The 26,175-nt window shown below is 71.8% G+C and carries 24 protein-coding genes; 16 read left to right on the forward strand and 8 right to left on the reverse strand.

The annotated features are described in order from the left end of the window. Positions 1 to 83: 83 nt before the first annotated feature. On the forward strand, positions 84 to 3,233 hold the full coding sequence (locus ATL41_RS09100; protein WP_143556599.1) for an HtaA domain-containing protein: 3,150 nt from the start codon (positions 84 to 86) through the stop codon (positions 3,231 to 3,233). 73 nt (positions 3,234 to 3,306) lie between these two features. On the opposite strand, the gene ATL41_RS09105 is transcribed toward ATL41_RS09100, so the two are convergent. Together ATL41_RS09105 and ATL41_RS09110 are read right to left on the reverse strand one after the other, a co-directional pair. Then, a complete protein-coding gene (locus ATL41_RS09105; RefSeq protein ID WP_098458189.1) occupies positions 3,307 to 4,089 on the reverse strand; it encodes an HAD-IIA family hydrolase in 783 nt (260 codons plus the stop codon). Position 4,090: 1 nt separating this feature from the next. Beyond that, entirely contained in the window at positions 4,091 to 4,825 is a 735-nt protein-coding gene (locus tag ATL41_RS09110) for a DedA family protein (RefSeq protein WP_245854730.1), read from the reverse strand. 105 nt (positions 4,826 to 4,930) lie between these two features. On the opposite strand from ATL41_RS09110, the gene ATL41_RS09115 reads away from it, so the two are divergent. Both ATL41_RS09115 and fbaA read left to right on the forward strand, forming a co-directional pair. Continuing rightward, the gene (locus tag ATL41_RS09115; protein ID WP_181010240.1) at positions 4,931 to 5,578 is read left to right on the forward strand and encodes a TrmH family RNA methyltransferase; all 648 of its coding nucleotides are present in this window, start codon (positions 4,931 to 4,933) and stop codon (positions 5,576 to 5,578) included. Between the two features lie 119 nt (positions 5,579 to 5,697). Next, a complete protein-coding gene (fbaA, locus tag ATL41_RS09120; RefSeq protein ID WP_098458191.1) occupies positions 5,698 to 6,717 on the forward strand; it encodes a class II fructose-bisphosphate aldolase in 1,020 nt (339 codons plus the stop codon). Between the two features lie 177 nt (positions 6,718 to 6,894). On the opposite strand, the gene ATL41_RS09125 is transcribed toward fbaA, so the two are convergent. Then, positions 6,895 to 7,350, reverse strand: a complete 456-nt coding sequence (locus ATL41_RS09125; protein ID WP_098458192.1) for an STAS domain-containing protein — start codon at positions 7,348 to 7,350, stop codon at positions 6,895 to 6,897. Positions 7,351 to 7,501: 151 nt separating this feature from the next. Here ATL41_RS09125 and ATL41_RS09130 point away from each other — a divergent pair, with 151 nt between their 5' ends. Next, positions 7,502 to 9,646: an ATP-binding SpoIIE family protein phosphatase gene (locus ATL41_RS09130; protein WP_169924540.1), complete on the forward strand. Its 2,145-nt coding sequence runs from the start codon at positions 7,502 to 7,504 to the stop codon at positions 9,644 to 9,646. A gap of 66 nt (positions 9,647 to 9,712) precedes the next feature. Here the strand turns inward: ATL41_RS09130 and ATL41_RS09135 are convergent, their stop codons facing one another. Both ATL41_RS09135 and ATL41_RS09140 read right to left on the reverse strand, forming a co-directional pair. Continuing rightward, positions 9,713 to 10,114 carry an STAS domain-containing protein gene (locus tag ATL41_RS09135; protein WP_098458194.1) on the reverse strand — a complete coding sequence of 134 codons (402 nt, stop codon included), beginning with the start codon at positions 10,112 to 10,114 and terminating at the stop codon, positions 9,713 to 9,715. A 240-nt stretch (positions 10,115 to 10,354) separates the two neighbouring features. Continuing rightward, positions 10,355 to 12,076 carry a cation:proton antiporter gene (locus ATL41_RS09140; protein ID WP_098458195.1) on the reverse strand — a complete coding sequence of 574 codons (1,722 nt, stop codon included), beginning with the start codon at positions 12,074 to 12,076 and terminating at the stop codon, positions 10,355 to 10,357. A gap of 58 nt (positions 12,077 to 12,134) precedes the next feature. Here ATL41_RS09140 and ATL41_RS09145 point away from each other — a divergent pair, with 58 nt between their 5' ends. Further along, a complete protein-coding gene (locus ATL41_RS09145) occupies positions 12,135 to 12,569 on the forward strand; it encodes a DUF3151 domain-containing protein (protein WP_098458196.1) in 435 nt (144 codons plus the stop codon). Positions 12,570 to 12,761: 192 nt separating this feature from the next. Continuing rightward, the gene (locus ATL41_RS09150; protein WP_098459025.1) at positions 12,762 to 14,045 is read left to right on the forward strand and encodes an adenylosuccinate synthase; all 1,284 of its coding nucleotides are present in this window, start codon (positions 12,762 to 12,764) and stop codon (positions 14,043 to 14,045) included. A 70-nt stretch (positions 14,046 to 14,115) separates the two neighbouring features. Here ATL41_RS09150 and ATL41_RS09155 read toward each other — a convergent pair whose 3' ends face one another. Then, the gene (locus ATL41_RS09155) at positions 14,116 to 14,928 is read right to left on the reverse strand and encodes a hypothetical protein (protein ID WP_098458197.1); all 813 of its coding nucleotides are present in this window, start codon (positions 14,926 to 14,928) and stop codon (positions 14,116 to 14,118) included. Between the two features lie 125 nt (positions 14,929 to 15,053). Beyond that, complete coding sequence (locus ATL41_RS09160) at positions 15,054 to 16,313, reverse strand: LCP family protein (RefSeq protein ID WP_245854733.1); 1,260 nt, start codon at positions 16,311 to 16,313, stop codon at positions 15,054 to 15,056. 173 nt (positions 16,314 to 16,486) lie between these two features. On the opposite strand from ATL41_RS09160, the gene purD reads away from it, so the two are divergent. The 10 genes from purD (at position 16,487) to ATL41_RS09205 (ending at position 25,653) form a co-directional block, all read left to right on the forward strand. Then, entirely contained in the window at positions 16,487 to 17,752 is a 1,266-nt protein-coding gene (purD, locus tag ATL41_RS09165) for a phosphoribosylamine--glycine ligase (RefSeq protein ID WP_098458198.1), read from the forward strand. Next, positions 17,749 to 18,681 carry a phosphoribosylaminoimidazolesuccinocarboxamide synthase gene (locus ATL41_RS09170; protein WP_098458199.1) on the forward strand — a complete coding sequence of 311 codons (933 nt, stop codon included), beginning with the start codon at positions 17,749 to 17,751 and terminating at the stop codon, positions 18,679 to 18,681. Before purD ends, ATL41_RS09170 begins: the two co-directional genes overlap by 4 nt. Before the next feature lie 69 nt (positions 18,682 to 18,750). After that, entirely contained in the window at positions 18,751 to 19,902 is a 1,152-nt protein-coding gene (locus ATL41_RS09175) for a siderophore-interacting protein (RefSeq protein WP_098458200.1), read from the forward strand. A 68-nt stretch (positions 19,903 to 19,970) separates the two neighbouring features. Beyond that, a complete protein-coding gene (locus tag ATL41_RS09180; protein ID WP_143556600.1) occupies positions 19,971 to 21,017 on the forward strand; it encodes an iron-siderophore ABC transporter substrate-binding protein in 1,047 nt (348 codons plus the stop codon). A 24-nt stretch (positions 21,018 to 21,041) separates the two neighbouring features. Next, on the forward strand, positions 21,042 to 22,103 hold the full coding sequence (locus ATL41_RS13305; protein ID WP_181010241.1) for a FecCD family ABC transporter permease: 1,062 nt from the start codon (positions 21,042 to 21,044) through the stop codon (positions 22,101 to 22,103). After that, a complete protein-coding gene (locus tag ATL41_RS09185) occupies positions 22,100 to 23,170 on the forward strand; it encodes a FecCD family ABC transporter permease (RefSeq protein WP_181010242.1) in 1,071 nt (356 codons plus the stop codon). Before ATL41_RS13305 ends, ATL41_RS09185 begins: the two co-directional genes overlap by 4 nt. Further along, the gene (locus tag ATL41_RS09190) at positions 23,170 to 23,988 is read left to right on the forward strand and encodes an ABC transporter ATP-binding protein (protein ID WP_098458202.1); all 819 of its coding nucleotides are present in this window, start codon (positions 23,170 to 23,172) and stop codon (positions 23,986 to 23,988) included. The genes ATL41_RS09185 and ATL41_RS09190 overlap by 1 nt, the downstream gene beginning before the upstream one ends. Positions 23,989 to 24,113: 125 nt before the next feature. Next, positions 24,114 to 24,362, forward strand: a complete 249-nt coding sequence (gene purS, locus ATL41_RS09195; protein ID WP_098458203.1) for a phosphoribosylformylglycinamidine synthase subunit PurS — start codon at positions 24,114 to 24,116, stop codon at positions 24,360 to 24,362. Then, positions 24,362 to 25,078 (forward strand): phosphoribosylformylglycinamidine synthase subunit PurQ, encoded by a 717-nt coding sequence (purQ, locus tag ATL41_RS09200; protein ID WP_098458204.1) that lies wholly within the window; start codon positions 24,362 to 24,364, stop codon positions 25,076 to 25,078. The genes purS and purQ overlap by 1 nt, the downstream gene beginning before the upstream one ends. Next, the gene (locus ATL41_RS09205; protein ID WP_098458205.1) at positions 25,075 to 25,653 is read left to right on the forward strand and encodes a GNAT family N-acetyltransferase; all 579 of its coding nucleotides are present in this window, start codon (positions 25,075 to 25,077) and stop codon (positions 25,651 to 25,653) included. Before purQ ends, ATL41_RS09205 begins: the two co-directional genes overlap by 4 nt. Positions 25,654 to 25,807: 154 nt before the next feature. Here ATL41_RS09205 and nirD read toward each other — a convergent pair whose 3' ends face one another. Next, the gene (nirD, locus tag ATL41_RS09210; protein WP_098458206.1) at positions 25,808 to 26,158 is read right to left on the reverse strand and encodes a nitrite reductase small subunit NirD; all 351 of its coding nucleotides are present in this window, start codon (positions 26,156 to 26,158) and stop codon (positions 25,808 to 25,810) included. Positions 26,159 to 26,175 lie beyond the last annotated feature (17 nt).

Consider the following 26,175-nt stretch of genomic DNA (forward strand, 5'->3'; position numbering starts at 1 on the left):
GGTGTGCCTGGTTTGCTTAGGCAAGCCTCACCTCTCCCCGTGCGTCGCTCGCACGGGCACGCCCCGACACCAGGAGCCCCGTCGTGCAGCTTGTGTCCCGAGCCAGGTCCGCCCTTGCGGCGCTGGCAGTCCTCGCCCTGACGCTCACCGCGTCGATCGTCGGGCTTGCCACCCCCGCCAGTGCCGCAGCCGGCCCGCAGCTCGTCGTCTCCAAGACGACCGACCTGGAGCCGGGCGAGGAAGTCACCGTCACTGGTTCGGGTTATGACCCGGCCGTGTCGATGTACCTGCTCGTGTGCACCGACGTGCCGCTGTCGGAGGTTGATTTCGACTTCGCCATGGATTGCAGAACCGGTGCGAAGCTCATCAAGCCTGGGGCGACCGGCACCCAGGTCGAGCTCGAGTCCGACGGTACGTTCACGACGACGATCGCCGTCCCGGACAAGGGCGCAGACGGCACGGCGATCTACACCGTCGCCGACCACACGGCACAGTCGAACCGTGACCAGGACGCGAAGCAGACAGTCACGTTCGTGACGCCGCCGTCGGTCTCGGTGTCGCCGGTGACGGGTGTCGATGCTGGTGTTGCCAACACGTTCTCGCTCTCGGGCAGCAACTTCGTGCTGCCTGGGTCTGCGCAGGGCCTGTACGCGGGTGTCGTCGCGACGAGCGACTGGCCCCAGGGCGCGGCGCCTGACGCGTCGAAGTTCATCGGGACGAAGTACATCGCTGCGGGCTCGATCACTGGCGGCGCGTTCACGGCGTCGCTCTCCGTCGCGGCCGGTGCGCTCGACCCGACCCGCTCGTACGAGGTCGTGACGTTCTGCGCCCACGCCTGCTCGAGAACTGACCGGTCGCTCGACGTCCGCGTACCCATCACCTTCGCGGCGCCCGTGGTCCGGCCGTCGGTCTCGGTGTCGCCGGTGACGGGTGTCGATGCTGGTGTTGCCAACACGTTCTCCCTCACGGGCAGCAACTTCGTGCTGCCTGGGTCTGCGCAGGGCCTGTACGCGGGTGTCGTCGCGACGAGCGACTGGCCCCAGGGCGCGGCGCCTGACGCGTCGAAGTTCATCGGGACGAAGTACATCCCGGCGGGCTCGATCACTGGCGGCGCGTTCACGGCGTCGCTCTCCGTCGCGGCCGGTGCGCTCGACCCGACCCGCTCGTACGAGGTCGTGACGTTCTGCGCCCACGCCTGCTCGAGAACTGACCGGTCGCTCGACGTCCGCGTACCCATCACCTTCGCGGCGCCCGTGGTCCGGCCGTCGGTCTCGGTGTCGCCGGTGACGGGTGTCGATGCTGGTGTTGCCAACACGTTCTCGCTCTCGGGCAGCAACTTCGTGCTGCCTGGGTCTGCGCAGGGCCTGTACGCGGGTGTCGTCGCGACGAGCGACTGGCCCCAGGGCGCGGCGCCTGACGCGTCGAAGTTCATCGGGACGAAGTACATCGCTGCGGGCTCGATCACTGGCGGCGCGTTCACGGCGTCGCTCTCCGTCGCGGCCGGTGCGCTCGACCCGACCCGCTCGTACGAGGTCGTGACGTTCTGCGCCCACGCCTGCTCGAGAACTGACCGGTCGCTCGACGTCCGCGTACCCATCACCTTCGCGGCTGCGACCACGCCGACGCCGACGCCGACCCCCACGCCGACGCCGACCCCTACGCCGACCCCGACCCCTACGCCGGCTCCGAAGCCTTCCGAGTGCGTCGCTGACTCTTCGATCACCTCCGGGACCGTCTCGTGGGGCGTCAAGTCCAGCTTCGTGACCTACATCGGCGGCTCCATCGCCAAGGGCCGGATCGAGCGCACGGGCGTCGCCCTCAAGGACGGTCGCTTCGAGTGGTCGGGCGGCACGGGAACCTACGCTGACGGCAAGGGCAGCGTCCTCCTGCCCGGCACGCTCCACTTCCTCGGTCACCACGACGAGATGAACATGCGCTGGAGCAACCTGCGCCTCGTCCTCACCTCGTCGACCAAGGCTGAGCTCCGGGCAGACGCCGACGTCAAGGCCTACCTGTCGACCCCCGCACAGGACCTCAAGGACGTCGCGATCGGCTCGGTCGACCTTCGCGGCGCCGTGACGACGGACGGGCGCACGACGACCATCACCAACGCAGCCGTGACGCTCCTCGCCTCCGGCACGCCCGTCTTCGCAGGGTTCTACCCCGCGGGGGAGAAGCTCGACCCGCTCAGTGCCACGATCACGGTCGCCGAGAAGTGCGACGACGCCAAGGTTCCGCCCACCCCGAAGCCCGTCGCGACGCCGACGGTCTCGCTGGGCGGCGACGTCGAGGGCGCGCGGGTCGAGCAGGGCGGCACGATCCAGTTCCGCGTCAGCGGGCTGCCCAAGAAGGCCGCCTCGAGCGCCGAGGTCCGCTCCGACCCGATCAGCCTCGGTGCCAAGCGCACCTCGGCGAAGGGAACGGTCACGTACGAGTTCGACGTGCCCGAGGGCTTCGCCGCAGGCCGGCACACGTTCGTGCTCACCGTCGCGGGCCTCGCCGAGCCGGTCACGCGGTCGTTCACCGTGGTGCGCGCGGCAGCGGACACGCCTGCGGAGACGGACGAGCCCGCTCGCTGCGTCGCGCGCACCGTCTCCGGCGGCACCCTGACGTGGGGCCTGAAGTCGAGCTACCTCGCCTACATCGAGGGCTCGATCGCCCAGGGCAAGATCACGACGTCGGGCGCGACCCGCTCCGGCTCCACGTTCACGTGGGCCGGCGGCACGGGCGCGTACAACGCCGACGCCGCACGCGGCACCGGCTCGTTCACCGGATCGGTCCGCACGGTCGGTCACGGTGGCGTGCTCGACGTGACCTTCGCCAACCCGCGCATCGTGATGCACTCCGCGACGCAGGCGTCGCTCGTCCTCGACACCCGAGGCACGACGCTCGACGGCGACACGTTCTCCTACACCGGCATCACGTTCGCGACGCTGCACCTCAGCGGTCGCGGCGGGCTCTCGGGCGATCGCGTCTCCTACAGCGGCGTCCCCGCGACCCTCACGGCGGCAGGCGCCAAGGCGTTCTCCGGCTTCTACAAGGCAGGGGACTCGCTCGCTCCCGTCTCGTTCACCCTCCCGCTGGGTGGTCAGACCGACTGCTCGACGCCGACCGGCACCCTCCCCGTGACCGGGTCCGAGCCCGCCGGGCTGGTCGCGCTCTCCGGCGCGCTCCTGCTCGCTGGAGCCGTGCTCGTCGCGGTGCGCCGTCGCCGTGGTGCCGTCACCGCCTGACCGGGTGCGCTGACAGACCGCAGGCCCGGACGCGATGCGTCCGGGCCTGCGTCGTGCTCGTGCAGCGGCGAGGTCAGACCAGCTCGATCAGGTCTGCGATCGAGGGGACGACGCGCGACGGACGGAACGGGTACAGCTCGACCTGCTCCGCCGTCGTCGAGCCGGTGAGCACGAGGAACGTCTCGAGGCCCGCCTCGATGCCCGCGACCACGTCCGTGTCCATGCGGTCACCGATCATCGCCGTCGTCTCCGAGTGCGCGTCGATGCGGTTGAGCGCCGACCGGAACATCATCGGGTTCGGCTTGCCCACGAAGTACGGCTCGCGTCCCGTCGCCTTCGTGATCATCGCGGCGACCGCGCCCGTCGCAGGCAGCGGGCCCTCGGCGCTCGGGCCCGTCGCGTCTGGGTTCGTGCAGATGAACCGCGCGCCGTCGAGGATCAGCCGGATCGCCTTGGTGATCGCCTCGAACGAGTAGGTGCGGGTCTCGCCGAGCACCACGTAGTCCGGGGACGACTCGGTGAGCGTGTAGCCCACCTCGTAGAGCGCAGTCGTGAGGCCGGCCTCCCCGATGACGTACGCCGAGCCGCCCGGCGACTGGTCCTGCAGGAAGCTCGCCGTGGCGAGCGCGGACGTCCAGATCGCCTCCTGCGGGACGTCGATGCCTGACTGCGCGAGCCGAGCGCGCAGGTCGCGATCGGTGAAGATCGAGTTGTTCGTGAGCACGAGGAAAGGCCGCTCGGCGTCGCGCAGCGCACGGATGAACTCCGGCGCGCCGGGGAGGGCGACGCCCTCGTGGACGAGCACGCCGTCCATGTCGGTCAGCCAGGAGCGGATCTCGCGAGGCTGGTCTGTCATGTCACACCTCCGGGGTCGTCGGGGCGGTCGCGGCAGGCTCGTCCGAGGCTCGGCGCCGAGCGAGCCAGCCGCGCCCCACCTCGATGAAGATCGGGAGCACCGAGACGAGCACGATCAGGACGAGGATCGCCTCGATGTTGTCGTGGATGAAGCTGATCTGCCCGAGGAAGTACCCGAGCACCGTGATGCCGACGCCCCACAGGAGCGCCCCGATCACGTTGTACGTGACGAAGTGGCGGTACGGCATCCGTCCGACACCGGCCGCGACGGGCGCGTACGTGCGCACGAAGGGCGCGAAGCGCGCGAGGATTATCGCCCGGCCGCCGTACTTGTCGAAGAATGCGTTCGTCTGGTCGATGTACGACTGCTTGAAGAAGCGGGAGTCCGGCTTGTTGAAGATGCGCGGACCAACTCGGTGCCCGATCCCGTACGCGACCTGATCGCCCGCGAACGCGCACACGAACAGCAGCACGCACAGGAGCCACAGCGGGAAGTCGAGCTGGTCCTGCGCGACGAGCATGCCCGCCGTGAACAGCAGCGAGTCGCCGGGCAGGAACGGGAACAGCAGCCCCGTCTCGATGAACACGACGAGGCAGATCCCGATGAGCGCGTACGTGCCGAACGACGCGATGAGCGAGTCTGCCTGCATCCAGTCAGGGCCGAGAGCGAGCACGCTCGGGTCGGCGGTCGCGTAGAGCGGTAGGGAGGACGCGGCGTCGAGCACAGAGGTCAGCACCGCTCCAGCCTAGTCGGGGTGCCCTGCACGGCCGGCGGTTCCGCCGTGAGCAAGCGGTGAACATCCGTGGACCGCTCGCGCCCGTACCTGCTGGACAATGGTCGGGTGCTGCAGGACCGTGACCAGGAGACCACCCGGGAGATCGGCGTCGGGCCGTGGCCCGGCGGGCCGGCAGCCTGGCCCACCGACGAGTGCTACGACCCCGAGCTGCTGCGCGACGGCGACCGCCGCAACGTCACCGACGAGTTCCGGTACTGGACGGTCGACGCGATCGTCGCCGAGCTCGACACCCGCCGCCACCCGTTCCACGTCGCGATCGAGAACTGGGGCCACGACCTCAACATCGGGTCGGTCGTGCGCACCGCGAACGCGTTCAACGCGGCAGCCGTGCACATCGTCGGGCGACGTCGCTGGAACCGGCGAGGCGCCATGGTCACCGATCGCTACCAGCACGTGCACCACCACCCGGACGTCGCCGACCTGCTCGCCTGGGCGGCCGGGGAGGGGCTGCCGGTCATCGGCATCGACAACGTGCCCGGCTCGGTCGCGATCGAGACGTTCGCGCTCCCGCGCGAGTGCGTGCTGCTGTTCGGCCAGGAGGGCGCAGGCCTGAGCGACGAGGCCGTCGCGGCGTGCGACGCCGTCCTGCACATCACGCAGTTCGGGTCGACCCGGTCCATCAACGCCGGCGCTGCCGGAGCGATCGCGATGCACGCCTGGATCAGCAGGTACGCGGACATCCCGCAGCAGTGAGCCCGCGCTGGTGAGACCGTGTTCCACGGGTCAAACGGCCCAGCGTGCGGTCATGCATCCGTGAGAAACTGTCCCCGACAGTCCCGTAGAAAACCCTCACCCCCACTTGGAGTTCTTCGATGGCCATCGCAACCCCCGAGGTCTACAACGAGATGATCGACCGCGCGAAGGCGGGCAAGTTTGCCTACCCCGCGGTCAACATCACGTCCTCCCAGACGATCACGGCCGCCCTCCAGGGCTTCGCCGAGGCCGAGAGCGACGGCATCATCCAGGTGTCGGTCGGTGGCGCCGAGTACGGCTCCGGCTCGACGATCAAGGACCGCGTCGCCGGCTCGCTCGCGCTCGCCGCGTACGCCGCCGAGGTCGCGAAGAACTACCCGATCACGGTCGCGATCCACACGGACCACTGCACCAAGCAGAACCTCGACTCGTGGGTCCGCCCGCTCCTCGCCATCGAGGCGGAGCAGGTCAAGGCCGGCAAGAACCCGACGTTCCAGTCGCACATGTTCGACGGCTCGAACATCCCGCTCGACGAGAACCTCGTCATCGCCGCTGAGCTCCTCGAGCTCTCGCAGGCGGCCCGCACGATCCTCGAGATCGAGGTCGGCGTCGTCGGTGGCGAGGAGGACGGCCACACGGCCGAGATCAACGACAAGCTGTACACGACGGCTGAGGACGGCCTCGCGACCGTCGCCGCGCTCGGCGCCGGCGAGAAGGGCCGCTACCTGACCGCCCTCACCTTCGGCAACGTCCACGGCGTCTACAAGCCGGGTGCGGTCAAGCTGCGTCCGTCGATCCTCGCCGAGATCCAGAAGACGGTCGGTGACAAGATCGGCAAGGAGAACCCGTTCGACCTCGTGTTCCACGGTGGCTCCGGCTCGACCGAGGCCGAGATCGCCGAGGCCGTCGACAACGGTGTCATCAAGATGAACATCGACACCGACACCCAGTACGCGTTCTCGCGTCCGGTCGCCGACCACTTCTTCAAGAACTACGACGGCGTCCTGAAGGTCGACGGCGAGGTCGGCAACAAGAAGGCGTACGACCCGCGCGCCTGGGGCAAGCTCGCCGAGGCCGGCATGGCCCAGCGCATCGTCGAGGCTGCCCAGCAGCTCCGCTCCGCTGGTCACAAGCTCTGACCTGAGCGCTGACGCAGAAGGCCTCCGCACCCTCGGGTGCGGGGGCCTTCTCGTATCTGCGGGCCCCGAGGCGCAGCGGCAAGGTCGGCGGTCGGCGCAGATGGCGAGAGCCCTCGCCACCAGCGGTGGCGAGGGCTCTCGGAGGTCGTGCGTCGCAGGCGCGGGGCCTGCCCCCGGTCAGAGCGCGGGGTCGGCGTGGCGCGGGAGGCGCTCGATCGTGAACTCGTCGACGGGTGCGAGCTCGAAGCCCGGGTCCTCGTCGAGGATCTCGAGGAGCTCGCCGATGCGCGTCACGTCGAGCAGGAAGCGCATCGTCGCGGGCGCGCGCAGCACGCGCACCTTGTGCGGCGACGTCGTCGCGAGACGCGCGAGGAACGCGACGCCGGACGAGTCCATGAACGTCACGTGGTGAGCGTCGACCTCGACGGGGAGGCCAGCCGTCTCGGCGTCCTGCATCGCGTCGGAGAACTCGTCGGCGAGGTTGGCGTCGATCTCGCCGGACAGGACGATACGCGTGCGCACGGCGCCGACGAGGACGTGGACCGTGCCGGGGTCGCTCACAGTTGCGGCGGACTCGTCAGCGGCGGACGGGTCCTGCCCAGGGAGATCCTGCGGGCTGGGCGTGTCGTACACGGTCCTCCTTCGGTCGCCGTGGTGCGGCGGGAGATCGCGCGGGCATATGGTCACTATCCTGGCGCCACCACGAAGGTTCGCCTTGGAGCAGACTATCTATCTTGCACGGGCGGCGGGCAACTCAGGGGAAGGTCAGGTGCGACAACGAGTGATGAATCACCCCGAAGCGCACCGCATCACCCCTGGCGACGCGGGAGCGGCCCTGCGCGCGGTCGCCGCGACCCGCGCCGGTGTCGGCATCACTGTGCTCGAGGTCGACGGCCCGCTCCTGCGGATCGTGTGGGTCAACGACCGGTTCACGGAGGTCACCGGGCACCCGTCGTCCGAGGTCGTCGGCCACGAGCCACGAGAGTTCCTGCGCGAGAGGTGGAACGACGACGCCTTCGCCTCTCTCGCCCAGCGTGTGCGCAAGGGCGAGGCGGCCGAGGTCACGCTGCCGTTCCGCAAGCCGCAGGGCGACTCCGTGTGGCTCCACCTCAGGCTCACGTCCGCGACCCAGGTCGGTACGGACGTCGGCTCCGAGCACTGGGTGGCGACCTTCGACGACGTCAGCGACGCGATGGCACGGCACGCGTCGCTCCAGGAGTCGTTCGCGGAGGAGCGCCGGGCGCGCGAGGGCCTCTCGCTGCTCGTGCGGATCTCAGGGCTGCTGACGGAGACGGACGCGTCCGAGGTGCTCTCCGTCGTGTCGACCGAGCTCGCGGGCTCGGTCGCGTCGTGGGCAGGCTTCCTCCTGGTCAGCAACCACCTCGAGCTGACCGCCGGCGTCGGCCCGTTCGACATGTCCGGGATGCCGGAGCGCGGCGCGCGCGAGGTGCCGCCCGAGCCGGCGTCGGTGGGTCCCGTCGACCGGGCGAGCGGGGGTGCGGTGCTGCACCTGCTCGGGGGGCGCCTCCACGACGCGATCCTCGACCTGTCGCTCGGCTACCCGGAGGGCTCGGCCGCGCACCGGGTCCAGAAGGCCGTGCTCGGTGACGACCCGAGCCTCGTGCTGACCGCGCCGCGCGTGCGGGTCATGGCGATCCCGGGGTCCCGCGCGGTGCTCGGTCTGCTCGTCATCGCACCGCCGGAGGGTACGGAGCCCGAGGACCTGGACGACGACGTCCGGACCCTCCTCGACGTGATCGTCCGCCGTGTGGCCCTTGCGGTCGAGAACGCGCGCCTGCACGCGCGCGAGCACCAGCTCGCGTCCGCGCTGCAGCGCGCGATGCTCCCCGAGCAGGCGGACGTGCCGGGGCTCGACGTGTGGTCGTACTACTCGCCGAACGTCGAGCATGCCCAGGTCGGCGGCGACTGGTACGACATCGTCGGGATCAGCGACGATGTCGCGGGCATCGTGATCGGCGACGTCGTGGGGCACGACGTCGAGGCGGCGGCCGTCATGGGCCAGCTGCGGTCGGTCGTGCGGGCGTACGCGTTCGAGCTCACCGACCCGGCGAAGGTCCTCGAACGGACGGACAAGCTGGTCCGGGGGCTGGGCCTGGCGCGTGCGGCGAGCCTCGTCTACGGCACCCTCACGCGGCTCGCGGACGCGGACGCGCCGGAGGACGACCGGCGTTGGCGCTTCGAGTACTCGCGCGCCGGGCACCTGCCGCCGATCCTCCTGCGGGACGGGTCCGCGACGCAGCTCGCGCAGGGTGCCGGTGCTCTCGTGGGCTTCGGCAACCGCGCCCGCACGGTCGGCACGGTCGAGCTGCGCCCGGGCGACACGGTCGTGCTCTACACGGACGGCCTGATCGAGCGCCGCGACCGCGGCCTGCGCGACGGGCTCCAGGCGCTGCTCGAGGTGGCGGGCCGCTCGGTCGCGTCCGACGCCGCCGGCATCGGCGAGGAGCTCGTGAGCGCACTCGCGGAGAGGCCCGAGGACGACGTCGCCGTCGTCGTCGTGCGCCTGCCCTCGCGGCGACGCGCGGGCAACCCTGCGGACGGTCCTCGCAGCCGCCGTTGGAGCCTGCCGAGCGAGCCGGGCTCGATCGCGCGGGCGCGCCACGCGCTGCTGCGGACGGTGCAGGCGTGGGGGCTGGGCAACGCCGCGAACGCCGAGCTCGTGGTCTCGGAGCTCGTCGCGAACGCCGTGCTGCACGGGTGGGGCACGATCGTGCTGCGCCTGTTCGACACGGGCGACGGCCTGCGCATCGAGGTGGAGGACGCGAACCCGGCGCCGCCCGTCATCATGAACGGCCACCCGCACGGCGTGGGTGGCTACGGCGTGCAGATCGTCGACCGGCTCGCGGACTGGGGCTGGCGGCCGTCCGTCGTCGGCAAGATCGTGTGGGCGAAGCTCAGCAGCGTCTGAGCGCGTGAGCGCCGGGCGCGGCTGCGGGCGCGGGTGACAGGCTCAGGTGGGGCAGCGGCCGCCGGGTCAGGCGTCGACCGCGCGACCGTGGGGCCGCGGTCGCGGCACGGCCGGCTTCCTCGCGGCCGTGAGGTCGGCGTCGTCGGCGACCGGCGGGCACTCGTGGTCGGCGTCGATACGGAACAGGTCGAGCGCGCCGCACACCTCGAGGACGAACAGGTCGCGCTCGTCGCAGCCGCGTAGGACGGTTGCGCCGCCGCGCCGGCGCCCGGCGTCCGCGAGCGAGATGAGGAACGCCGCGCCGGTCGAGTCCATGAACGTCACGCGGCACATGTCGAGGACTAGTAGCTGACGGCGCAGGCCGACGACGCGCGCGGTGATCTCGGGGAACTGGTCGCGCTCCGCGAGGTCGAGGTCGCCCGCGATCGTCAGCGTCGTCGTCGCCGGCGACGTGGAGATCTCGATCATGAGCGGTGTCCTCCGAGAGCGGCCAGGCTCCGTGAGGAGCCACGCTGGCACGTCCAGGGCGGGCGTGCGTGGCACCGAGCGTAGCCAGGCCCGGTTGTCGGCGCGAGCGAGGCGGTCCGTGTGGTCCGTCACGATCGGGTCTCGGGTCATGCCTCTCAGGAGCCACCCGGACGTGCCCTGATACCCGATACCGGGCATTCCGGACGGGCGTCGGGGCGGCCGGGCCCGGTGACCGTCCTGTCAGCTGATGTCGAGGCGGGACTGCTCGACGTCGAGGATCGCCTGCGCGCGGTCGATCACGTGGCTCGCGTGCGCGCCCTCGGCGCGCGCGTCGTCGAGCGCGGCGCGCTCGGCGTCGAGCACGCGCTGCCGCAGCGCACGCTTCATGGCGTGCGGCCCGTCCTCGTCGGTGCGGGCGATCTGCTCGGCGAGGCGCAGCCCGATACGGCGCGTGTCCTCCCGGACGCGCTCGAGGATCTCGGGCGGGTAGCGGGAACCGTCGGGGCGGCGCAGGTCCGGGTTGTCGAGCGTCGCGAGGCCAGCACTGTTGATCTCGGTGACGAGGGTCGCGAGCTTGACGCGCTCGGCCTGCTCGTCCGAGCCCTGCACGTCGAGCCGGTCGATGACCCACGGCAGCGACGCGCCCTGCGCGACGAGCGTGACGATCGCGACCGTGAACGCGACGAGCACGAGCTGCGGGCGGTAGGGCAGGTCGGACGGCAGCGACTGCGCCGCCGCGAGCGTGACGACGCCGCGCATGCCCGACCACGCGATGACCGCGCCCCCGCGCCAGCTGAGCCCCTCGGTCTGGAGGAAGTCCATGTCGGCGCGCTTGCGGCGCAGGCGCTGCGCGAACCGGCGGGCGTGCCGCGCGGGGAAGTGATCGAGGTCTGCTGGCAGGGCGTCGCGGACGGCGTCGATCCGGCTGATGACCGAGTCGAGCTCTGCGGCACGCTCGCGGGCGAGCTCCTGCTCCTTGCGAAGCACGGCGACGAGCGGGAGGACGAGCGCGCCGCGGATGACGGTGAGCGCGACGGTGAGGACGAGCCCTATCCAGACGGCGGTCCAGATGCTCAGGCCACGTTCGTGGACCTGGTTCGTCAGGGCGTGCAGCTCGAAACCCATGAGCAGGAAGACGCCGTTCTCGAGCAGGAGCTGCGCGGTGCGCCAGTTGATGCGCTCCGAGACGCGCGCCTGCGGCGAGAGGTACTTCGAACCGAGGTGGCCGGTGATGAGGCCCGCGACGACCACGGCGAGCACACCCGACGCGTGCACCTCCTCGGCGGGGAAGAACGCGATGAACGGCACGCCGAACGAGATCGCGGTCGTGAGCACCGGGTCCTCGATCTTGCTGCGTACCCAGATGCTCACGAAGCCGATCACGGCGCCGACCGCGAGAGCGATCACGACGGCGAGCACGAAGTCCCAGGCGATGTCGACGAAGGAGACGGCGCCTGCCGTCGCGGCGATCGCGGAGCGCAGCAGCACGAGTGCGGTCGCGTCGTTGACGAGGCCCTCGCCCTCGAGGACGGTGACGAGGCGGTGGGGGAGGCCGAGGCGCTTGCCGATCGAGGTCGCGGCGACGGCGTCGGGCGGTGCGACGACCGCGCCGAGCGCGATCGCGGCGGGCAGCGACAGGTCGGGGAAGATCCAGAACAGCAGGAGGCCGATGAGCACCGCCGTGACGATGACCAGCACGACCGACAGCCAGGTGATCGCCTTGAAGTTCCGGCGGAAGTCCATGAGCGGGACGTTGACCGCCGCCGAGTAGAGGATCGGCGGCAGCACGACCGTGAGGATCAGGTGCGGGTCGAGCTCGAACGTGGGCACGCCCGGCACGTAGCTCGCGCCGATGCCGATCAGGACGAGCAGGATCGGTGCCGCGACGCCGAGGCGCGGGGCGATGCTCGCCACCGCGACGATGACGACGACAGCGAGGACTCCGAGCAGCGCAAGCTCCATCCCTGAAGAATATGCGCCTCGGGCGGCCCGCCCCGGGGCCGTCCGGGATAATCGACCTATGACCCAGCACCCGCGTCCTGAGCGCATCGACCTCGGCCCTGCCGTCACCCGTCTCCCGGAGGAGGGTGCGGACTCGCGCGCCCGCGCGCTCGCCGCGCAGGGCACCGCCCCGGTCGACGTCGCACGCCAGGTCCCTGCGTCGTCGTACGCGTGGGCGGTCCTCGCCGAGGGCGCGCTCGAGCAGGACGCGGTCACCGCGTACGCGTTCGCGCGCACCGGCTACCACCGCGGTCTCGACGCGCTGCGCCGCGGGGGCTGGCGCGGCGTCGGCGCCGTGCCGTGCGACCACGAGCCGAACCAGGGCTTCCTCCGCGCGCTCCTCGCGCTCGCGCAGGCGGCCGCCGCGATCGGCGAGGACGACGAGGCGCAGCGGTGCGAGCAGTTCCTCGTGGACTGCGGCACCGACAGCGCCGCGGTGGCTGCGCTGCGCTGACGCGGGACGCGCGGTCTTCCGCGTGATCCTGCTGTGTCGCTCGCGGCGCGAGCCGGTAAACTCGCGGGGGAACCGGGCTGCTGTCGCCCGGACCCCGGCGGACGCGACGCGTGCCGGGTGCCGATCAGGCACCTCGAGCCTGCGGCTGAGACGCGCGCCGACGCGAGGGCAGCGACGAAAGTGGTGATCGGCATGCCAGCCATCGTGGTCGTCGGAGCCCAGTGGGGCGACGAGGGCAAGGGCAAGGCGACGGACCAGCTCGGCTCCCAGGTCGACTATGTGGTCAAGTTCAACGGGGGCAACAACGCGGGCCACACCGTCGTGGTCGGCGACGAGAAGTACGCCCTCCACCTCCTGCCGTCGGGCATCCTGACCCCCGACGTCACGCCGGTCATCGGCAACGGCGTCGTGGTCGACATCGAGGTGCTCTTCGAGGAGCTTGACGACCTGATCGCGCGCGGTGTCGACGTCTCGCGCCTGCTCGTGTCGTCCGCCGCGCACGTCATCGCACCGTACAACCGCACGCTCGACAAGGTCACCGAGCGGTTCCTCGGCAAGCGCAAGATCGGCACGACCGGTCGCGGCATCGGCCCGGCGTACTCGGACAAGATCAACCGCGTGGGCATCCGCGTGCAGGACCTGTTCGACGAGAACATCCTGCGCCAGAAGGTCGAGGGCGCCCTCGACCAGAAGAACCAGCTCCTCGTGAAGGTCTTCAACCGTCGCGCGATCACGATCGACGAGACGGTCGACGAGCTGCTCGGCTACGCCGAGCGCCTGCGCCCGATGGTCACCGACACGTCGCTCGTCCTCAACAAGGCGCTCGACGAGGGCAAGACGGTCCTCTTCGAGGGCGGCCAGGCCACGATGCTCGACGTCGACCACGGCACGTACCCGTTCGTCACATCGTCGAACGCGACCGCGGGCGGCGTGTGCACGGGCTCGGGCGTCGGCCCGACCCGCATCGACCGCGTCATCGGCGTCATCAAGGCGTACACGACGCGCGTCGGCGAGGGCCCGTTCCCGACCGAGCTGTTCGACGACATGGGCGAGTTCCTGCGCACGACCGGCGGCGAGTTCGGCGTGACGACCGGTCGCCCGCGCCGCTGCGGCTGGTACGACGCGGTCGTCGCGCGCTACTCGGCGCGCGTCAACGGCCTGACGGACTTCGCCCTGACGAAGCTCGACGTGCTCACCGGTCTCGAGAAGATCCCGGTGTGCGTCGCGTACGACGTCGACGGCGTGCGTCACGACGAGATGCCTGCGGACCAGTCGGACTTCCACCACGCGAAGCCGATCTTCGAGTACTTCGACGGCTGGACCGAGGACATCACGAAGGCCCGCACGTTCGAGGACCTGCCGGCGAACGCGCAGGCGTACGTCCTCGCGCTCGAGGAGATGTCCGGCTCGCGGATGTCCGTCGTCGGCGTCGGCCCGGACCGCGAGGCGACGATCGTCCGCTACCCGCTCGTCTGATCAGGCGTCGCGCAAGACGACGAGAGGCGCGCTCCCTGCGGGAAGCGCGCCTCTCGTGCGTCCGGGGGGACTAGATCCGCTTGCCGGCGAGGATCTTCTTGGCGGCCTTCATCTGCTTCTTGGAGCAGTCGCCGCCGTAGCCGGCGATGTAGGTCATCGAGCCGGTGAGCTTGCCCTCACGCTTGGCGCCCATCGCGTCGGCGATGCAGTCGGCCATGTGCTCGAAGCTGCTCGCGTGCTTCAGCGGCTTGGGGTAGACCTTCTTCATCGCCTTCTCGGCGGCGCGGAAGTCGTAGTTGTACACGCGGTACTGCAGGACGTGCGCGCACTCGTGGTACTGCGTCGCGACGGCGAGCGCGTGGTTGGGGTCGAGCTTCTTCCCGAAGGCCGTGCGGGAGAGGACGATGCGCGCGGTCCCGTTGGAGCTGACCTGCGCGTAGTTCGTCGTCTCCTTCTTCGTGGTGACGGGGACGCCCTTGCACCAGCGCTTGATGTTCTTCTTCGCGGAGCCGGCCCAGGAGAGCTTGCCGATCTTCGTCTTGACGGAGACCTTCGAGACCTTGGACTTCTTCACCCAGCCGGTCTTGCCCTTGTAGGTGACCTTGTAGCGGCTGTTCTTGAGCGTCGCGCTCTTGGCCTTCATCGTGTAGTCGGCCGGGATGGTCGCGCGCTTCTTCGACCCCTTCGCCGAGGTGTACATGACCGTCTTGGCCTTGGTCTGCAGCCGGAACGTGACCTTCTTGGCGGTGGCGACCTTGGCTGCGGGGAGGGCGGTCGTCGCTGCGGGCGCGGACATGGCCGGCGCTGCTGCAGCGGTGGGGGCGAGGAGAAGCGCGACCGTCGAGACGAAGGCGAGCGCGAGCGTGCGGGGTGTGGCAGACATCGGGGTGCAGGTTCCTGTCCTGGCGGCATCTCGTGATAGATCGACCCTACGTGCCAGGCCTGGGAACGGCATCTGCTCGGGCCGCGGCGGTCGGTGCCACGACCCGAGCAGACGCGGTGCGGAGGTCAGCAGGTGGCGGGGCTCTTCGTCTTCTCGGGAGCCTTCGTCGTGGGCGTTTCTGGCGCCTTGGTGGTCTCGGTGCTGCTCGGGGCGTCGCTCGTCGCGCTGCCGGCAGGCTTCTCGGAGTCGCCGGTCGGCTGGGCCGCGGCCTTCTCGTCCGCGAGGGCGGCCGGCGTGCCCGGGACGCGCTCGTCGTTGATGATGCGCTCCCAGATCTCGGCGGCCTCGGCCTTCCACTCGACGCGCCCCTCGACCGCCGAGTCGAAGACCGGGAGGAACGTGAAGGTGATGTCGTCCTTGTTGACCGACCGCAGCGAGAACGCGAGCCCGGCGAGCGCCGACGGGGAGCCGAGGTCAGGGCTCGTGTTGACCGCGCCGAGCACCGCCTTGACCACCCGGTAGAGCTCCGGCGAGTTCGTGACGAGGTTCTGGTCGAGGATCTCGCGCGCCGCAGCGTCGAGGAACGCCTGCTGGCGCTCGATGCGCTTGAGGTCCGACCCGAGCTCGAGGCCCATGCCCTGACCCTTGCGAGCGCGCAGGAAGTTGATCGCGGTGCGGCCGTCGAGGACGTTCTTGCCGGCCGGCAGGTCGAGCTTGCCGTACTCGGGTCGCTCCTTGACGGGCTCGGGCAGGCACATCGTCACGCCGCCGATCGCGTCGACGACGTCGATGACGCCCGTCATCTTGAGGACGACGTGGCTCGTGATGCGCACGCCCGTGAGCTGCTCGACGGTCTTGATCGTGCACGCCGCCGCGGTCGCGAGGTCCTGCGTGGACCCGGCGCCGTTCGCGAACGCCCTGTTGAACATCGATCGCGACTCCGGGGCGCTCTCGCCGCCGCCGCCGCGGACGCACGCGGGGATGTCCACGAGCGAGTCGCGCGGGATCGAGACGACCTCGATCGACTTCCGGTCGCCCGAGATGTGCACGACCATCGTCGTGTCGGAGGCCATGCCGCCGGCCTTGCCGGCGATCTTCTCGTTCTCCGCGTCGCGGAGGTCGGTGCCCATGACGAGGATGTTGAGCTGCTGGCCCGCGTACGGGTCGTCCGGGTCGGCGACGATCGTCGGACGGTTGTCGCCGAGGAGCTTGTCGACGTCGTCGACCGTCATCTTCGACTGGAGGTCGGCGTTGACGAGCGCGACGGCAGTCCCGCTGAACGCGATCAGCGCGGTCGCCACGAGGGCGATGCCGCGCAGGATCCGGTGGTTGCGCTTGTGGAGGCCGTGGCGGGGCGCGGTCGGGTTCGCAGACTTCTTGGGCACGGTAGGAAACATATGCGTTCGAGCGGGACGTCAGGCGGCAAGGCGCGGCGGGAACCGTGAAGAAGCGGTGCAAGCGCTACCGATGACGGTCCTGCTGGCGTGGTTGGTCCCGATTCGTGGCCACGACGCGGACGCCCGCCCGCTCCCGGCGCCACGTCCGTAGGATCGTCGACGTGAAGATCCTCGTCATCGGTTCCGGTGCCCGCGAGCACGCGATCCTCCACTCCCTGGCGCACGAGGGCGGGGCTCACGAGCTCCACGCCGCGCCCGGCAACCCCGGCATCGCCGCTCTGGCGACGGTGCACGGCATCGACCCGCTCGACGGCGCCGCGGTCGCGGCCCTCGCGACGAGCCTCGAGGTCGACCTCGTCGTCGTCGGGCCGGAGGCCCCGCTCGTCGCCGGCGTCGCGGACGCCGTCCGCGCTGCGGGTGTCCCGGTGTTCGGCCCGAGCGCCGACGCAGCAGCCCTCGAGGGGTCGAAGGCGTTCGCGAAGGACGTCATGGCGGCGGCCGACGTCCCGACCGCGCAGGCGTACGTCTGCGCGACGCTCGCCGAGGTCGAGGCGGCGGTCGACGCGTTCGGTGCTCCCTACGTCATCAAGGACGACGGCCTCGCCGCGGGCAAGGGCGTCGTCGTGACGAGCGACCTCGCCGCCGCGCTCGAGCACGCGCAGGCGTGCCTCGCGGCGCGCGGCGGCCAGGGCCGCGTCGTCGTCGAGGAGTTCCTCGACGGGCCTGAGGTCTCCCTCTTCTGCGTGAGCGACGGCACCGACGTCGTGCCGCTCGCGCCCGCGCAGGACTTCAAGCGTGCGTACGACGGCGACGAGGGCCCCAACACGGGCGGCATGGGCGCGTACTCGCCCCTCCCGTGGGCGCCGGCCGGTCTGACGGACGAGGTGCTCGAGCGCATCGCGCGTCCGACGATCGCCGAGATGGCGCGCCGCGGCACGCCTTTCGTCGGCGTCCTGTACGTCGGGCTCGCCCTCACGAGCCGCGGCACCCGCGTCATCGAGTTCAACGCGCGCTTCGGCGACCCCGAGACCCAGGTGGTCCTCTCGCGGCTGCGCACGCCGCTGTCGAGCGTGATGCTCGCGGCCGCGACGGGTGCGCTCGGCGGCCTCGAGCCGCTGCACTGGACGCAGGACGCGGCCGTGACGGTCGTCGTCGCCGCGCACGGCTACCCAGCGGACGTCCGCTCGGGCGACCCGGTCACGGGCGTCGACGACGCCGAGTCGGTGCCGGGGGTGCACGTCCTGCACGCGGGCACCGCGGTGGTCGACGGCGCGCTCGTCGCGTCGGGCGGTCGCGTGCTGTCCGTCGTCGGGCGGGGCCCGGATCTCGCGGCGGCGCGCGCCGCCGCGTACGCCGGCGTCGAGCGCATCTCGCTGCCGGGCTCGCACCATCGCAGCGACATCGCCGCGAAGGCGGCCCAGGCGTGAGCGCCCCGGTGCTGCCGGGCTGGCGTCACGTCTACTCGGGCAAGGTCCGCGACCTGTACGAGCCCGACGAGGCGGTCCTCGGCGGGCCGCACCCGCTCGGTGACGTCGTCCTTGTCGTCGCGTCGGACCGCATCAGCGCGTACGACCACGTCCTCGCCACGGAGATCCCCGGCAAGGGCGTCGTCCTGACGCAGCTGAGCCTGTGGTGGTTCGAGCAGCTCGCCGGCGTCGTCGACAACCACGTCGTGACGGTCGAGGTCTCGACCGACCCGACCGACGGGCTCGTGCCCGCCGCGGTCGACGGGCGCGCGATGGTCTGCCGGCGCCTCGAGATGTTCCCCGTCGAGTGCGTCGTCCGGGGCTACCTCACCGGGTCGGGGCTCGTCGAGTACCGCACGGACCGCACGGTCTGCGGCGTCCCGCTGCCCGAGGGCCTGGTCGACGGTTCGCGCCTCCCGCAGGCGATCTTCACCCCTGCCGCGAAGGCGGCGGTGGGGGAGCACGACGAGAACGTGACGTTCGAGGAGGTCGCCGCGCGCATCGGCGACGAGCCCGCCGGGCAGCTGCGGGACCTCACGCTCGAGGTCTACGCGCGGGCGAGCGCCATGGCCGAGGAGCGTGGCGTGATCCTCGCGGACACGAAGCTCGAGTTCGGCGTCGACCCGACGACCGGCCTCACCGTCCTGGGGGACGAGGTGCTCACGCCGGACTCGTCGCGTTTCTGGCCGGCGGACGAGTGGGAGCCGGGCCGCGCACAGCCGAGCTTCGACAAGCAGCACGTGCGCGACTGGCTCGTGTCGCCCGAGGCGGGCTGGGACCGCGCGAGCGACGTCCCGCCGCCCGCGCTGCCCGAGCACGTGGTCGCGGCGACCCGCGACCGCTACCTCGAGGCGTTCCGGCGCCTCACGGGACGCGATCTCGAGCTCTAGCCGTCCCTCAGAGCGAGACGGTGGCCGAAGGGCCTAGGACGCTTAGGTTAGGCATGCCATACTTGAGCCATGGCTAGCTCGACCGCACCCGCTGTCCGAGATGCGCGCCGTGCGGAGAACCGCGCCCGGCGCGCTGCTGCCGCTGCCAGCGCGGAGCCGTCGTACCGCGCGTTCGCGGTCACGGTCGGCCGGGTCGAGCGCCTCAGCCCCTCGTTCGCGCGCGTGACGTTCGTCGGCGAGGACCTCGCGGGCTTCGGCCGTGAGGGGCTCGACCAGCGGATCAAGATCGTCCTGCCCGACGCCGCGGGGCGCGCACCGCGACTCGACGACTTCACCGGCGACTGGTACCAGGTGTGGCGGGAGCAGCCCGAGGCCGAGCGCCACCCCTTCCGCACCTACTCGATCCGCGCGCTGCGTGGCGAGGGCGCAGCGACCGAGCTCGACGTCGACTTCGTCCTCCACGGCACCGGCCCGACCGCAGGCCCCGCCTCCCGCTGGGTCGCGAACGCGCAGGTCGGCGACCGTGTCGTCATCAGCGGCCCCAACGCCGCGTACGACGGCCCGCCCGTGGGCCTCGAGTTCGACCCGCCCGCCGCCGCGGCCCGCGTCATCCTCGCGGGCGACGAGACCGCCGTGCCCGCCGTCTGCGCGATCCTCGAGCAGCTTCCCGCAGGCACCGACGTCGACGCCTTCCTCGAGGTCCCGACGCCCGCCGACGCTCTCGACGTCGACCTGCCGCTCGGCGCACGCCTCACGTGGCTGCCGCGCACCCCGGGCCCCGCCCGCGACGGCGGCCCCGCCGCCGGATCCGGCACGGCGACGGTCCAGACGCACGACGATGCGCCGCGCCCGCGCGGCGAGCTGCTCGACGCCGCCGTGCGCACGTGCATGGCCGAGCGCGAGAACGCCTGCGTCGCGTGCGCCCTCGGGCACTCGTGCGCCGTCGCGCACAACCGCCTGCCCGACGACGTCGACGACATCGACGTCGACACCACGATCCTGTGGGACACCCCCGGCATGCGCGCCCTCGCAGGCGTCGCCGGCGCGGAGCCCGCGCAAGAAGCCGAGCCCGTCCGCGGCTCGGCCAGCTGCTACGCCTGGATCGCAGGCGAGGCAGCGATCGTCCGGGACCTGCGCCGCCACCTGGTGCGCGACCTGGGCATCGACCGCCGCTGGGTCGCCTTCATGGGCTACTGGCGGCGCGGCAAGGCCGAGGGCTGACGGCCCCGCCGTCCCCGCTCCCACCGCACCCGCTCCGAGCGAGCACCGAACACCCGAGAGGCACCCCTGTGCGCACCACGTTCTCCGGCGCCCTGCGCCCCGCCGCTGCCGTCGCAGCCGCTCTGACGCTCGCGACGCTCGCCGCGTGCTCGACCGACACCCCCGCCGGCACGACGACGTCGAGCACGTCGCCCGCCGCGTCCACCTCGTTCCCGGTGACGATCGAGCACGCGTTCGGCGAGACGGTCGTCGAGAAGGAGCCGCAGCGCGTGGCGGCCATCTCGTGGGCCAACCAGGACGCGATCATCGCGCTCGGCGTCACGCCCGCCGCGATGCCCTTCGCGTCGTACGGTGGCGACGCCGATGGCTACCTCCCGTGGACGCGCCCCGCGCTCGAGGCGCTCGGCGGCGAGGCTCCCGCGCTCCTCGACGAGGGCGACACCCTCGACTTCGAGGCTCTCGCGGCCGCGGCGCCCGACCTCATCGTCGGCGCCTACTCGGGCATCACCGACGAGGACTACGACAAGCTCACGAAGATCGCCCCGACGATCGCGTACCCCGAGGTCGCGTGGGGCACGAGCTGGCGCGACCAGCTCACGATGACCGGTAAGGCGCTCGGCAAGGAGGCGGAGGCCGAGCAGGTCACGAAGGACATCGAGGCCAAGCTCGCGAGCGCGCTCGACGACGCCCCCGAGCTCGAGGGCAAGACGTTCGCCTACCTGTGGTTCAACTCCTCGGACCCGTCGACCATCACGTACTACACGACCGCTGACGCGCGCGTCGCGTTCGTCGAGTCGCTCGGGCTCAAGAGCTCGGCGAAGATCGCCGAGCTCTCCGGGTCGAACGACCAGTTCTTCGGCACCATCTCGGCCGAGCTCGCCGACGAGATCGACGCGGACGTCGTCCTTGCGTACGTCGACAGCAAGGAGCACCTCGAGGCCGTCAAGGCCGACAAGCTGCTCGGCAAGATCCCCGCGATCGCCTCGGGCGCCGTCATCGCGCTCGACGACCCGACGTTCATCCTGTCGACGTCCGCGCCGTCGCCGCTCTCCGTGCCGTGGGCCGTCGACCAGTACGTCCCCGCGATCAAGGACGCGCTCGAGAGCGCGAAGTGACGTCCCGCTGAGCACCTGCCACCGATGAGCACCGCGACGCCGCACCGGCCGGTCGGGGAGAGCCTCGCGCTCGCCCGGCCGGCCGGCCGGCGTGCCGCGGGGCTCTCGCTCGGCCTCGCGGCCGGGCTCGGGCTGCTCGTCGTGCTCGCGCTCGTGAGCGTCGGCGTCGGCGCGCGGCACGTCCCGGTCGCGGACGCGTGGGCCGCGCTCACCGACTACGACCCGACGAGCTTCGACCACGACGCCGTCCGCGCGCGCGTGCCCCGCACGGTCCTCGGGCTCGCCGTCGGTGCGGCTCTCGGCCTCGCCGGCGCGCTCATGCAGGGCATGACGCGCAACCCCCTCGCCGACCCAGGCCTGCTCGGAGTCAACGCCGGAGCGAGCGCCGCCGTCGTCGTCGCGATCATGCTGCTCGGCATCTCGTCGCCCGCGGGGTACGTGTGGTTCGCGTTCGCCGGGGCCGCCGCAGCCGCCGTCATCGTCTACGGCGTCGCCGCCGCGGGTCGCGAGGGCGCGACGCCGATCAAGCTCGCGCTCGCAGGCGCATGCGTCTCCGCGGCGCTCACGAGCCTCATCACCGCGATCCTCGTGACGGGGACCGAGGTGCTCGACACGTTCCGCTTCTGGCAGGTCGGGTCCGTCGGCGGCCGCGGGTTCGAGACGTTCCTGCCGATCCTGCCGTTCCTCGCCGTCGGCGCCCTCGTCGCGCTCGCGTCGGGGCGCGCGCTCAACGCGCTCTCCCTCGGCGACGACGTCGCTCGCGGCCTCGGCCAGGACGTGCGGCGCTCGCGGCTGGTCGTCGGGTGCGCCGTCGTGCTCCTGTGCGGGGGAGCGACCGCCGCCGCGGGTCCGATCGCGTTCGTCGGCCTGACCGTCGCGCACGTCGCGCGCGCGATCACCGGGCCCGACAACCGCTGGGTGCTGCCGTACAGCGCGGTGCTCGGGGCGGCACTCGTCGTCCTGTCGGACGTGCTCGGGCGCCTCGTGGCGCAGCCCGGCCAGCTCCAGGTCGGCATCGTGACCGCGACCGTCGGGGCGCCCGTCTTCATCGCGCTCGTGCGCCGTCGCCGGCTGGCGGAGCTGTGAGCGCCCCCGCCGGTCTGCGCAGGCCGGACGAGGCGCGAGCCGACGCCGTCGCGACCGTCCGTGCGGTCCGACGACGTGGCCGGGCCCGGGCGACGAGCGTCGCCGCCGGGCTCTCGGTCGTGCTGCTCGCGCTCGCGGTCGTGACCGCGTGCCTCGGCGGCTTCACCGTCTCGTTCGTCGACGTCGTCCGGATCATCGGGGGCGCGGACATCCCGGGCGCGACGTTCATCGTCCACGAGGTGCGCCTCCCGCGGCTGCTCACGGGCCTCGGCGCGGGCGCCGCGTTCGGCGTCTCGGGCGCGATCTTCCAGACGCTCGTGCGCAACCCGCTCGCGAGCCCGGACATCATCGGCATCACGGCGGGCGCCAGCGCGGCCGCCGTCTTCGCGATCACCCAGCTCGGCCTGAACCCCGGGCACGCCGCACCCTTCGCGATCGGCGGTGCCTTCGCCGCCGCCGCGCTCATCTACGGGCTCGCGTGGCGCGGGGCCGTGAGCGGGCAGCGCCTGATCCTCGTCGGCATCGGCATCGCGGCGGTCCTCGGCTCGGTGACGAGCTGGTCGCTCACGCGTGCCGAGGTCACGGACGCGTCCGAGGCGCTCGTCTGGATCACCGGCTCGCTCAACGGCTCTACGTGGAGCCGGCTGCCCCTGCTCTGGTGGCCGCTGCTCGTCCTGCTCCCCGCCGCGGGTGTCCTGGGCAAGCGGCTGCGCGCGCTCCAGCTCGGCGAGGACGCCGCCGCGGGGCTGGGCGTGCGCATCGAGCCGTCGAAGGCCTGGCTCGTCGCCGTCGGCGTCTGCCTCGCGGCCGTCGCGACGGCAGCCGCAGGCCCGGTCGCCTTCGTCGCGTTCCTCGCGGGGCCGATCGCGCGCCGCCTGACCGGCGGCGGCGGGCTTGCGCTCGTCCCCTCGGCGCTCGTCGGCGCCGTCATCGTCACGGCCGCTGACTTCGCCGGCGCGCAGCTCTTCGGCACCCGGCTCCCCGTCGGTGTGATCACGGGTGTGCTCGGCGCGCCCTTCCTGCTGTGGCTCCTCGCCACGGCCAACCGCGTCGGAAAGGGCGGCTGATGACCGAGAAGGGTCACCACACTCTCGGTGCCGAGCGGCTGACGCTCGGCTACGGCGACCGCAAGGTCGTCCGCGACCTCACGGTCACCGTCCCGACCGGGCGCGTGACCGTCGTCGTCGGCGCGAACGCGTGCGGCAAGTCCACCCTCCTGCGCGGCCTCGCGCGCCTCCTTGCGCCGCAGGGCGGCTCGGTCCTGCTCGACGGCGCGGACATCGCCGCGATGCCGACGCGCGACGTCGCGCGCGTGCTCGGCCTGCTGCCGCAGTCGCCGATCGCCCCCGAGGGCATCACGGTCGCCGACCTCGTCGGCCGCGGTCGCTACCCGCACCAGGGCTGGTTCCGGCAGTGGACCCCCGAGGACGACGAAGCCGTCGCCGACGCGCTCGCCCAGACCGGCGTGCTCGACCTCGCCGGCCGCTCGGTCGACGAGCTGTCGGGCGGGCAGCGGCAGCGCGTGTGGATCGCGATGGCGCTCGCGCAGCGCACCGACCTGCTGCTCCTCGACGAGCCGACGACGTTCCTCGACGTCGCGCACCAGGTCGAGGTCCTCGACCTCCTCGCCGACCTCAACCGCGACCTCGGCCGCACGATCGTCATGGTCCTGCACGACCTCAACCTCGCGGCGCGCTACGCCGACCACCTCGTCGCGATGAAGGACGGCCGGATCGTCGCCGAGGGTGCGCCCGCCGACGTCGTCACCGAGGAGACGGTCGCCGAGGTGTTCGGCCTCGCGTCGCGCGTCGTCCCGGACCCCGTGTCGGGCACGCCGATGGTCGTGCCGATCGGCCGCAACCGCACGACGTCGCCCTCCGCCTGAGGTCGCAGGCGCACGTGTCCACGCTCCGGCCCGCCCGCCGCGTCCGGGAGGGTGGGCGGTACGCTGATGCCGAAACCTCCCGGCCGTGCGGACGACCCGTCCGCTGCACACCTCAGGAGCACCCCGTGGGACGCGTAGTCGTCGATGTCATGCCCAAGCCCGAGATCCTCGACCCGCAGGGCAAGGCCGTCGTCGGGGCGCTGCCCCGGCTGGGCTTCACCCAGTTCGTCGGGGTGCGCCAGGGCAAGCGCTTCGAGCTCGAGGTCGACGGCGAGGTGACCCCGGAGGTGCTCGCCGCCGCCGAGGAGGCCGCGAAGACGCTCCTGTCGAACCCGGTCATCGAAGACGTCGTCCGCGTCGCGGACGCGAGCTGATGGCACCCGCAGCGACCGGCGCCCGCATCGGCGTCGTCACGTTCCCCGGGACGCTCGACGACCGCGACGCTGCCCGCGCCGTGCGCCTCGCCGGCGCCGAGGCCGTGTCCCTCTGGCACGCGGACGACGACCTCCACGGGGTCGACGCCGTCGTCCTGCCGGGTGGCTTCTCGTACGGCGACTACCTGCGCGCCGGCGCGATCTCGCGCTTCGCGCCGCTCATGGACAAGATCGTCGACGCCGCGAACGGCGGCCTGCCCGTCCTCGGCATCTGCAACGGTTTCCAGATCCTCACCGAGTCGCACCTGCTGCCGGGCTCGATGATCAAGAACGACCACCTGCACTTCGTCTGCCGCGAGCAGGTCCTCGCGGTCGAGAACGCGAGCACCGCCTGGACGCGTGACTACACGCACGGCGAGCGCATCACGATCCCGTTGAAGAACCAGGACGGCCAGTACGTCGCCGACGAGCGCACGCTCGACGAGCTCGAGGCCGAGGGCCGCGTCGCGTTCCGCTACGAGGGCGTCAACCCGAACGGCTCGCGCCGCGGGATCGCGGGCATCACGAACGAGCGCGGCAACGTCGTCGGCCTCATGCCGCACCCAGAGCACGCGGTCGAGGCGGGCTTCGGTCCTGACTCCGCCGCGGGGCCGCGCGCGGGTGTGGACGGGCTGCGGTTCTTCACGTCGGTGATCGGCTCCCTCGTCCACGCATGAGCGGGACGAACCTTCCCGGCACGGTCGGCGACGCGACGCTCGCCGGCATCGCCCTGCCCGAGGGCGTCACGCTGACGGCCGTGCCGTGGGACGACGCCGAGTCGGCCGAGCTGCGCACGATCCAGCAGGCGGAGCTCGCCGTGCGTTACGCGGACCCGGACGCGGACGAGGTCCCGACGACGAGCGACATCGGCCGGCCGCCGTCAGCGGACGAGATCGTCGTCTCGCTCCTGCTGCGGGTCGACGGCGTGCCCGTCGGGTGCGCCGCGCTGCGCGACGTCTCCGGCGTCTCCGACGAGATCGGTGGCTTCCACGCGCCCGGCACGGGCGAGGTCAAGCGTGTGTTCGTCGCACCTGAGTACCGGGGGCGTGGACTGTCACGCCTGCTCATGCGAGGGCTCGAGGCGTACGCCCGCGCTGCCGGCCTGCGCCGGCTCGTCCTCGAGACGGGCACGAAGCAGCACGAGTCTGTCTCGCTCTACCGCTCGATCGGCTTCGAGCCGATCGAGCGCTACGGCGAGTACGCCGACTCGGACGAGTCCCTGTGCTTCGCGAAGGACCTCCCCGCCGTCTGACAGGCGCGGCTCTGCCCTGCGCCCCTCGCACGCACCGATCGCCCTGCCGCACACGTCGCGTGTGCAACGAGGCGTTCCCTCTCGGGCCCACCGATCGCCCTGACGCACACGTCACGCGTGGATCGAGGCGATCCGTGGGCGGGAGCGGACCGGTCTAGCTGACCGCGACCCGCACGACGCCGTCGCGCACCTCGACCGGGTAGGACCGCAGGTCCTGCGGCTCCTTCCCCGCGGCGTCGAGGCACTCGCCCGTCGCGAGGGCCCACACCTGCTTGTGCATCGGCGACGTGACGGCTGGTACGTCGCCGACCGTCCCCACGATCCCGCGCGAGACGACGTTCGCGCCGCTGAACGGGTCGCGCTGCTGCACCGCGAGCACCGAGTCGTCGGCGAGCCGGAACAGCGCGACCTGGTGCCCCTCGACGAGCGCGGCCGCACCGCGCTCCGGGACGAGCGCGTCGAGCGCGCAGACGTCGGTCCAGGTCAGGTCGCCGTGGGCGGACATGGTTCTCCTTCGGTGGA

It is taken from the genome of Flavimobilis soli (assembly GCF_002564025.1).
GTDB lineage: Bacteria > Actinomycetota > Actinomycetes > Actinomycetales > Cellulomonadaceae > Flavimobilis > Flavimobilis soli.

What these genes read in the sequence shown, in the direction of transcription:
- ATL41_RS09140 (WP_098458195.1), bottom strand. Translation starts at nt 12,076, where the DNA reads ATGGAGCTTGCGCTGCTCGGAGTCCTCGCTGTCGTCGTCATCGTCGCG.
- ATL41_RS09150 (WP_098459025.1), top strand. Translation starts at nt 12,762, where the DNA reads ATGCCAGCCATCGTGGTCGTCGGAGCCCAGTGGGGCGACGAGGGCAAG.
- ATL41_RS09205 (WP_098458205.1), top strand. Translation starts at nt 25,075, where the DNA reads ATGAGCGGGACGAACCTTCCCGGCACGGTCGGCGACGCGACGCTCGCC.
- ATL41_RS09155 (WP_098458197.1), bottom strand. Translation starts at nt 14,928, where the DNA reads ATGTCTGCCACACCCCGCACGCTCGCGCTCGCCTTCGTCTCGACGGTC.
- ATL41_RS09135 (WP_098458194.1), bottom strand. Translation starts at nt 10,114, where the DNA reads ATGATCGAGATCTCCACGTCGCCGGCGACGACGACGCTGACGATCGCG.
- purQ (WP_098458204.1), top strand. Translation starts at nt 24,362, where the DNA reads ATGGCACCCGCAGCGACCGGCGCCCGCATCGGCGTCGTCACGTTCCCC.
- ATL41_RS09190 (WP_098458202.1), top strand. Translation starts at nt 23,170, where the DNA reads ATGACCGAGAAGGGTCACCACACTCTCGGTGCCGAGCGGCTGACGCTC.
- ATL41_RS09130 (WP_169924540.1), top strand. Translation starts at nt 7,502, where the DNA reads ATGAATCACCCCGAAGCGCACCGCATCACCCCTGGCGACGCGGGAGCG.
- ATL41_RS09105 (WP_098458189.1), bottom strand. Translation starts at nt 4,089, where the DNA reads ATGACAGACCAGCCTCGCGAGATCCGCTCCTGGCTGACCGACATGGAC.
- ATL41_RS09175 (WP_098458200.1), top strand. Translation starts at nt 18,751, where the DNA reads ATGGCTAGCTCGACCGCACCCGCTGTCCGAGATGCGCGCCGTGCGGAG.
- ATL41_RS09145 (WP_098458196.1), top strand. Translation starts at nt 12,135, where the DNA reads ATGACCCAGCACCCGCGTCCTGAGCGCATCGACCTCGGCCCTGCCGTC.
- ATL41_RS13305 (WP_181010241.1), top strand. Translation starts at nt 21,042, where the DNA reads ATGAGCACCGCGACGCCGCACCGGCCGGTCGGGGAGAGCCTCGCGCTC.
- nirD (WP_098458206.1), bottom strand. Translation starts at nt 26,158, where the DNA reads ATGTCCGCCCACGGCGACCTGACCTGGACCGACGTCTGCGCGCTCGAC.
- fbaA (WP_098458191.1), top strand. Translation starts at nt 5,698, where the DNA reads ATGGCCATCGCAACCCCCGAGGTCTACAACGAGATGATCGACCGCGCG.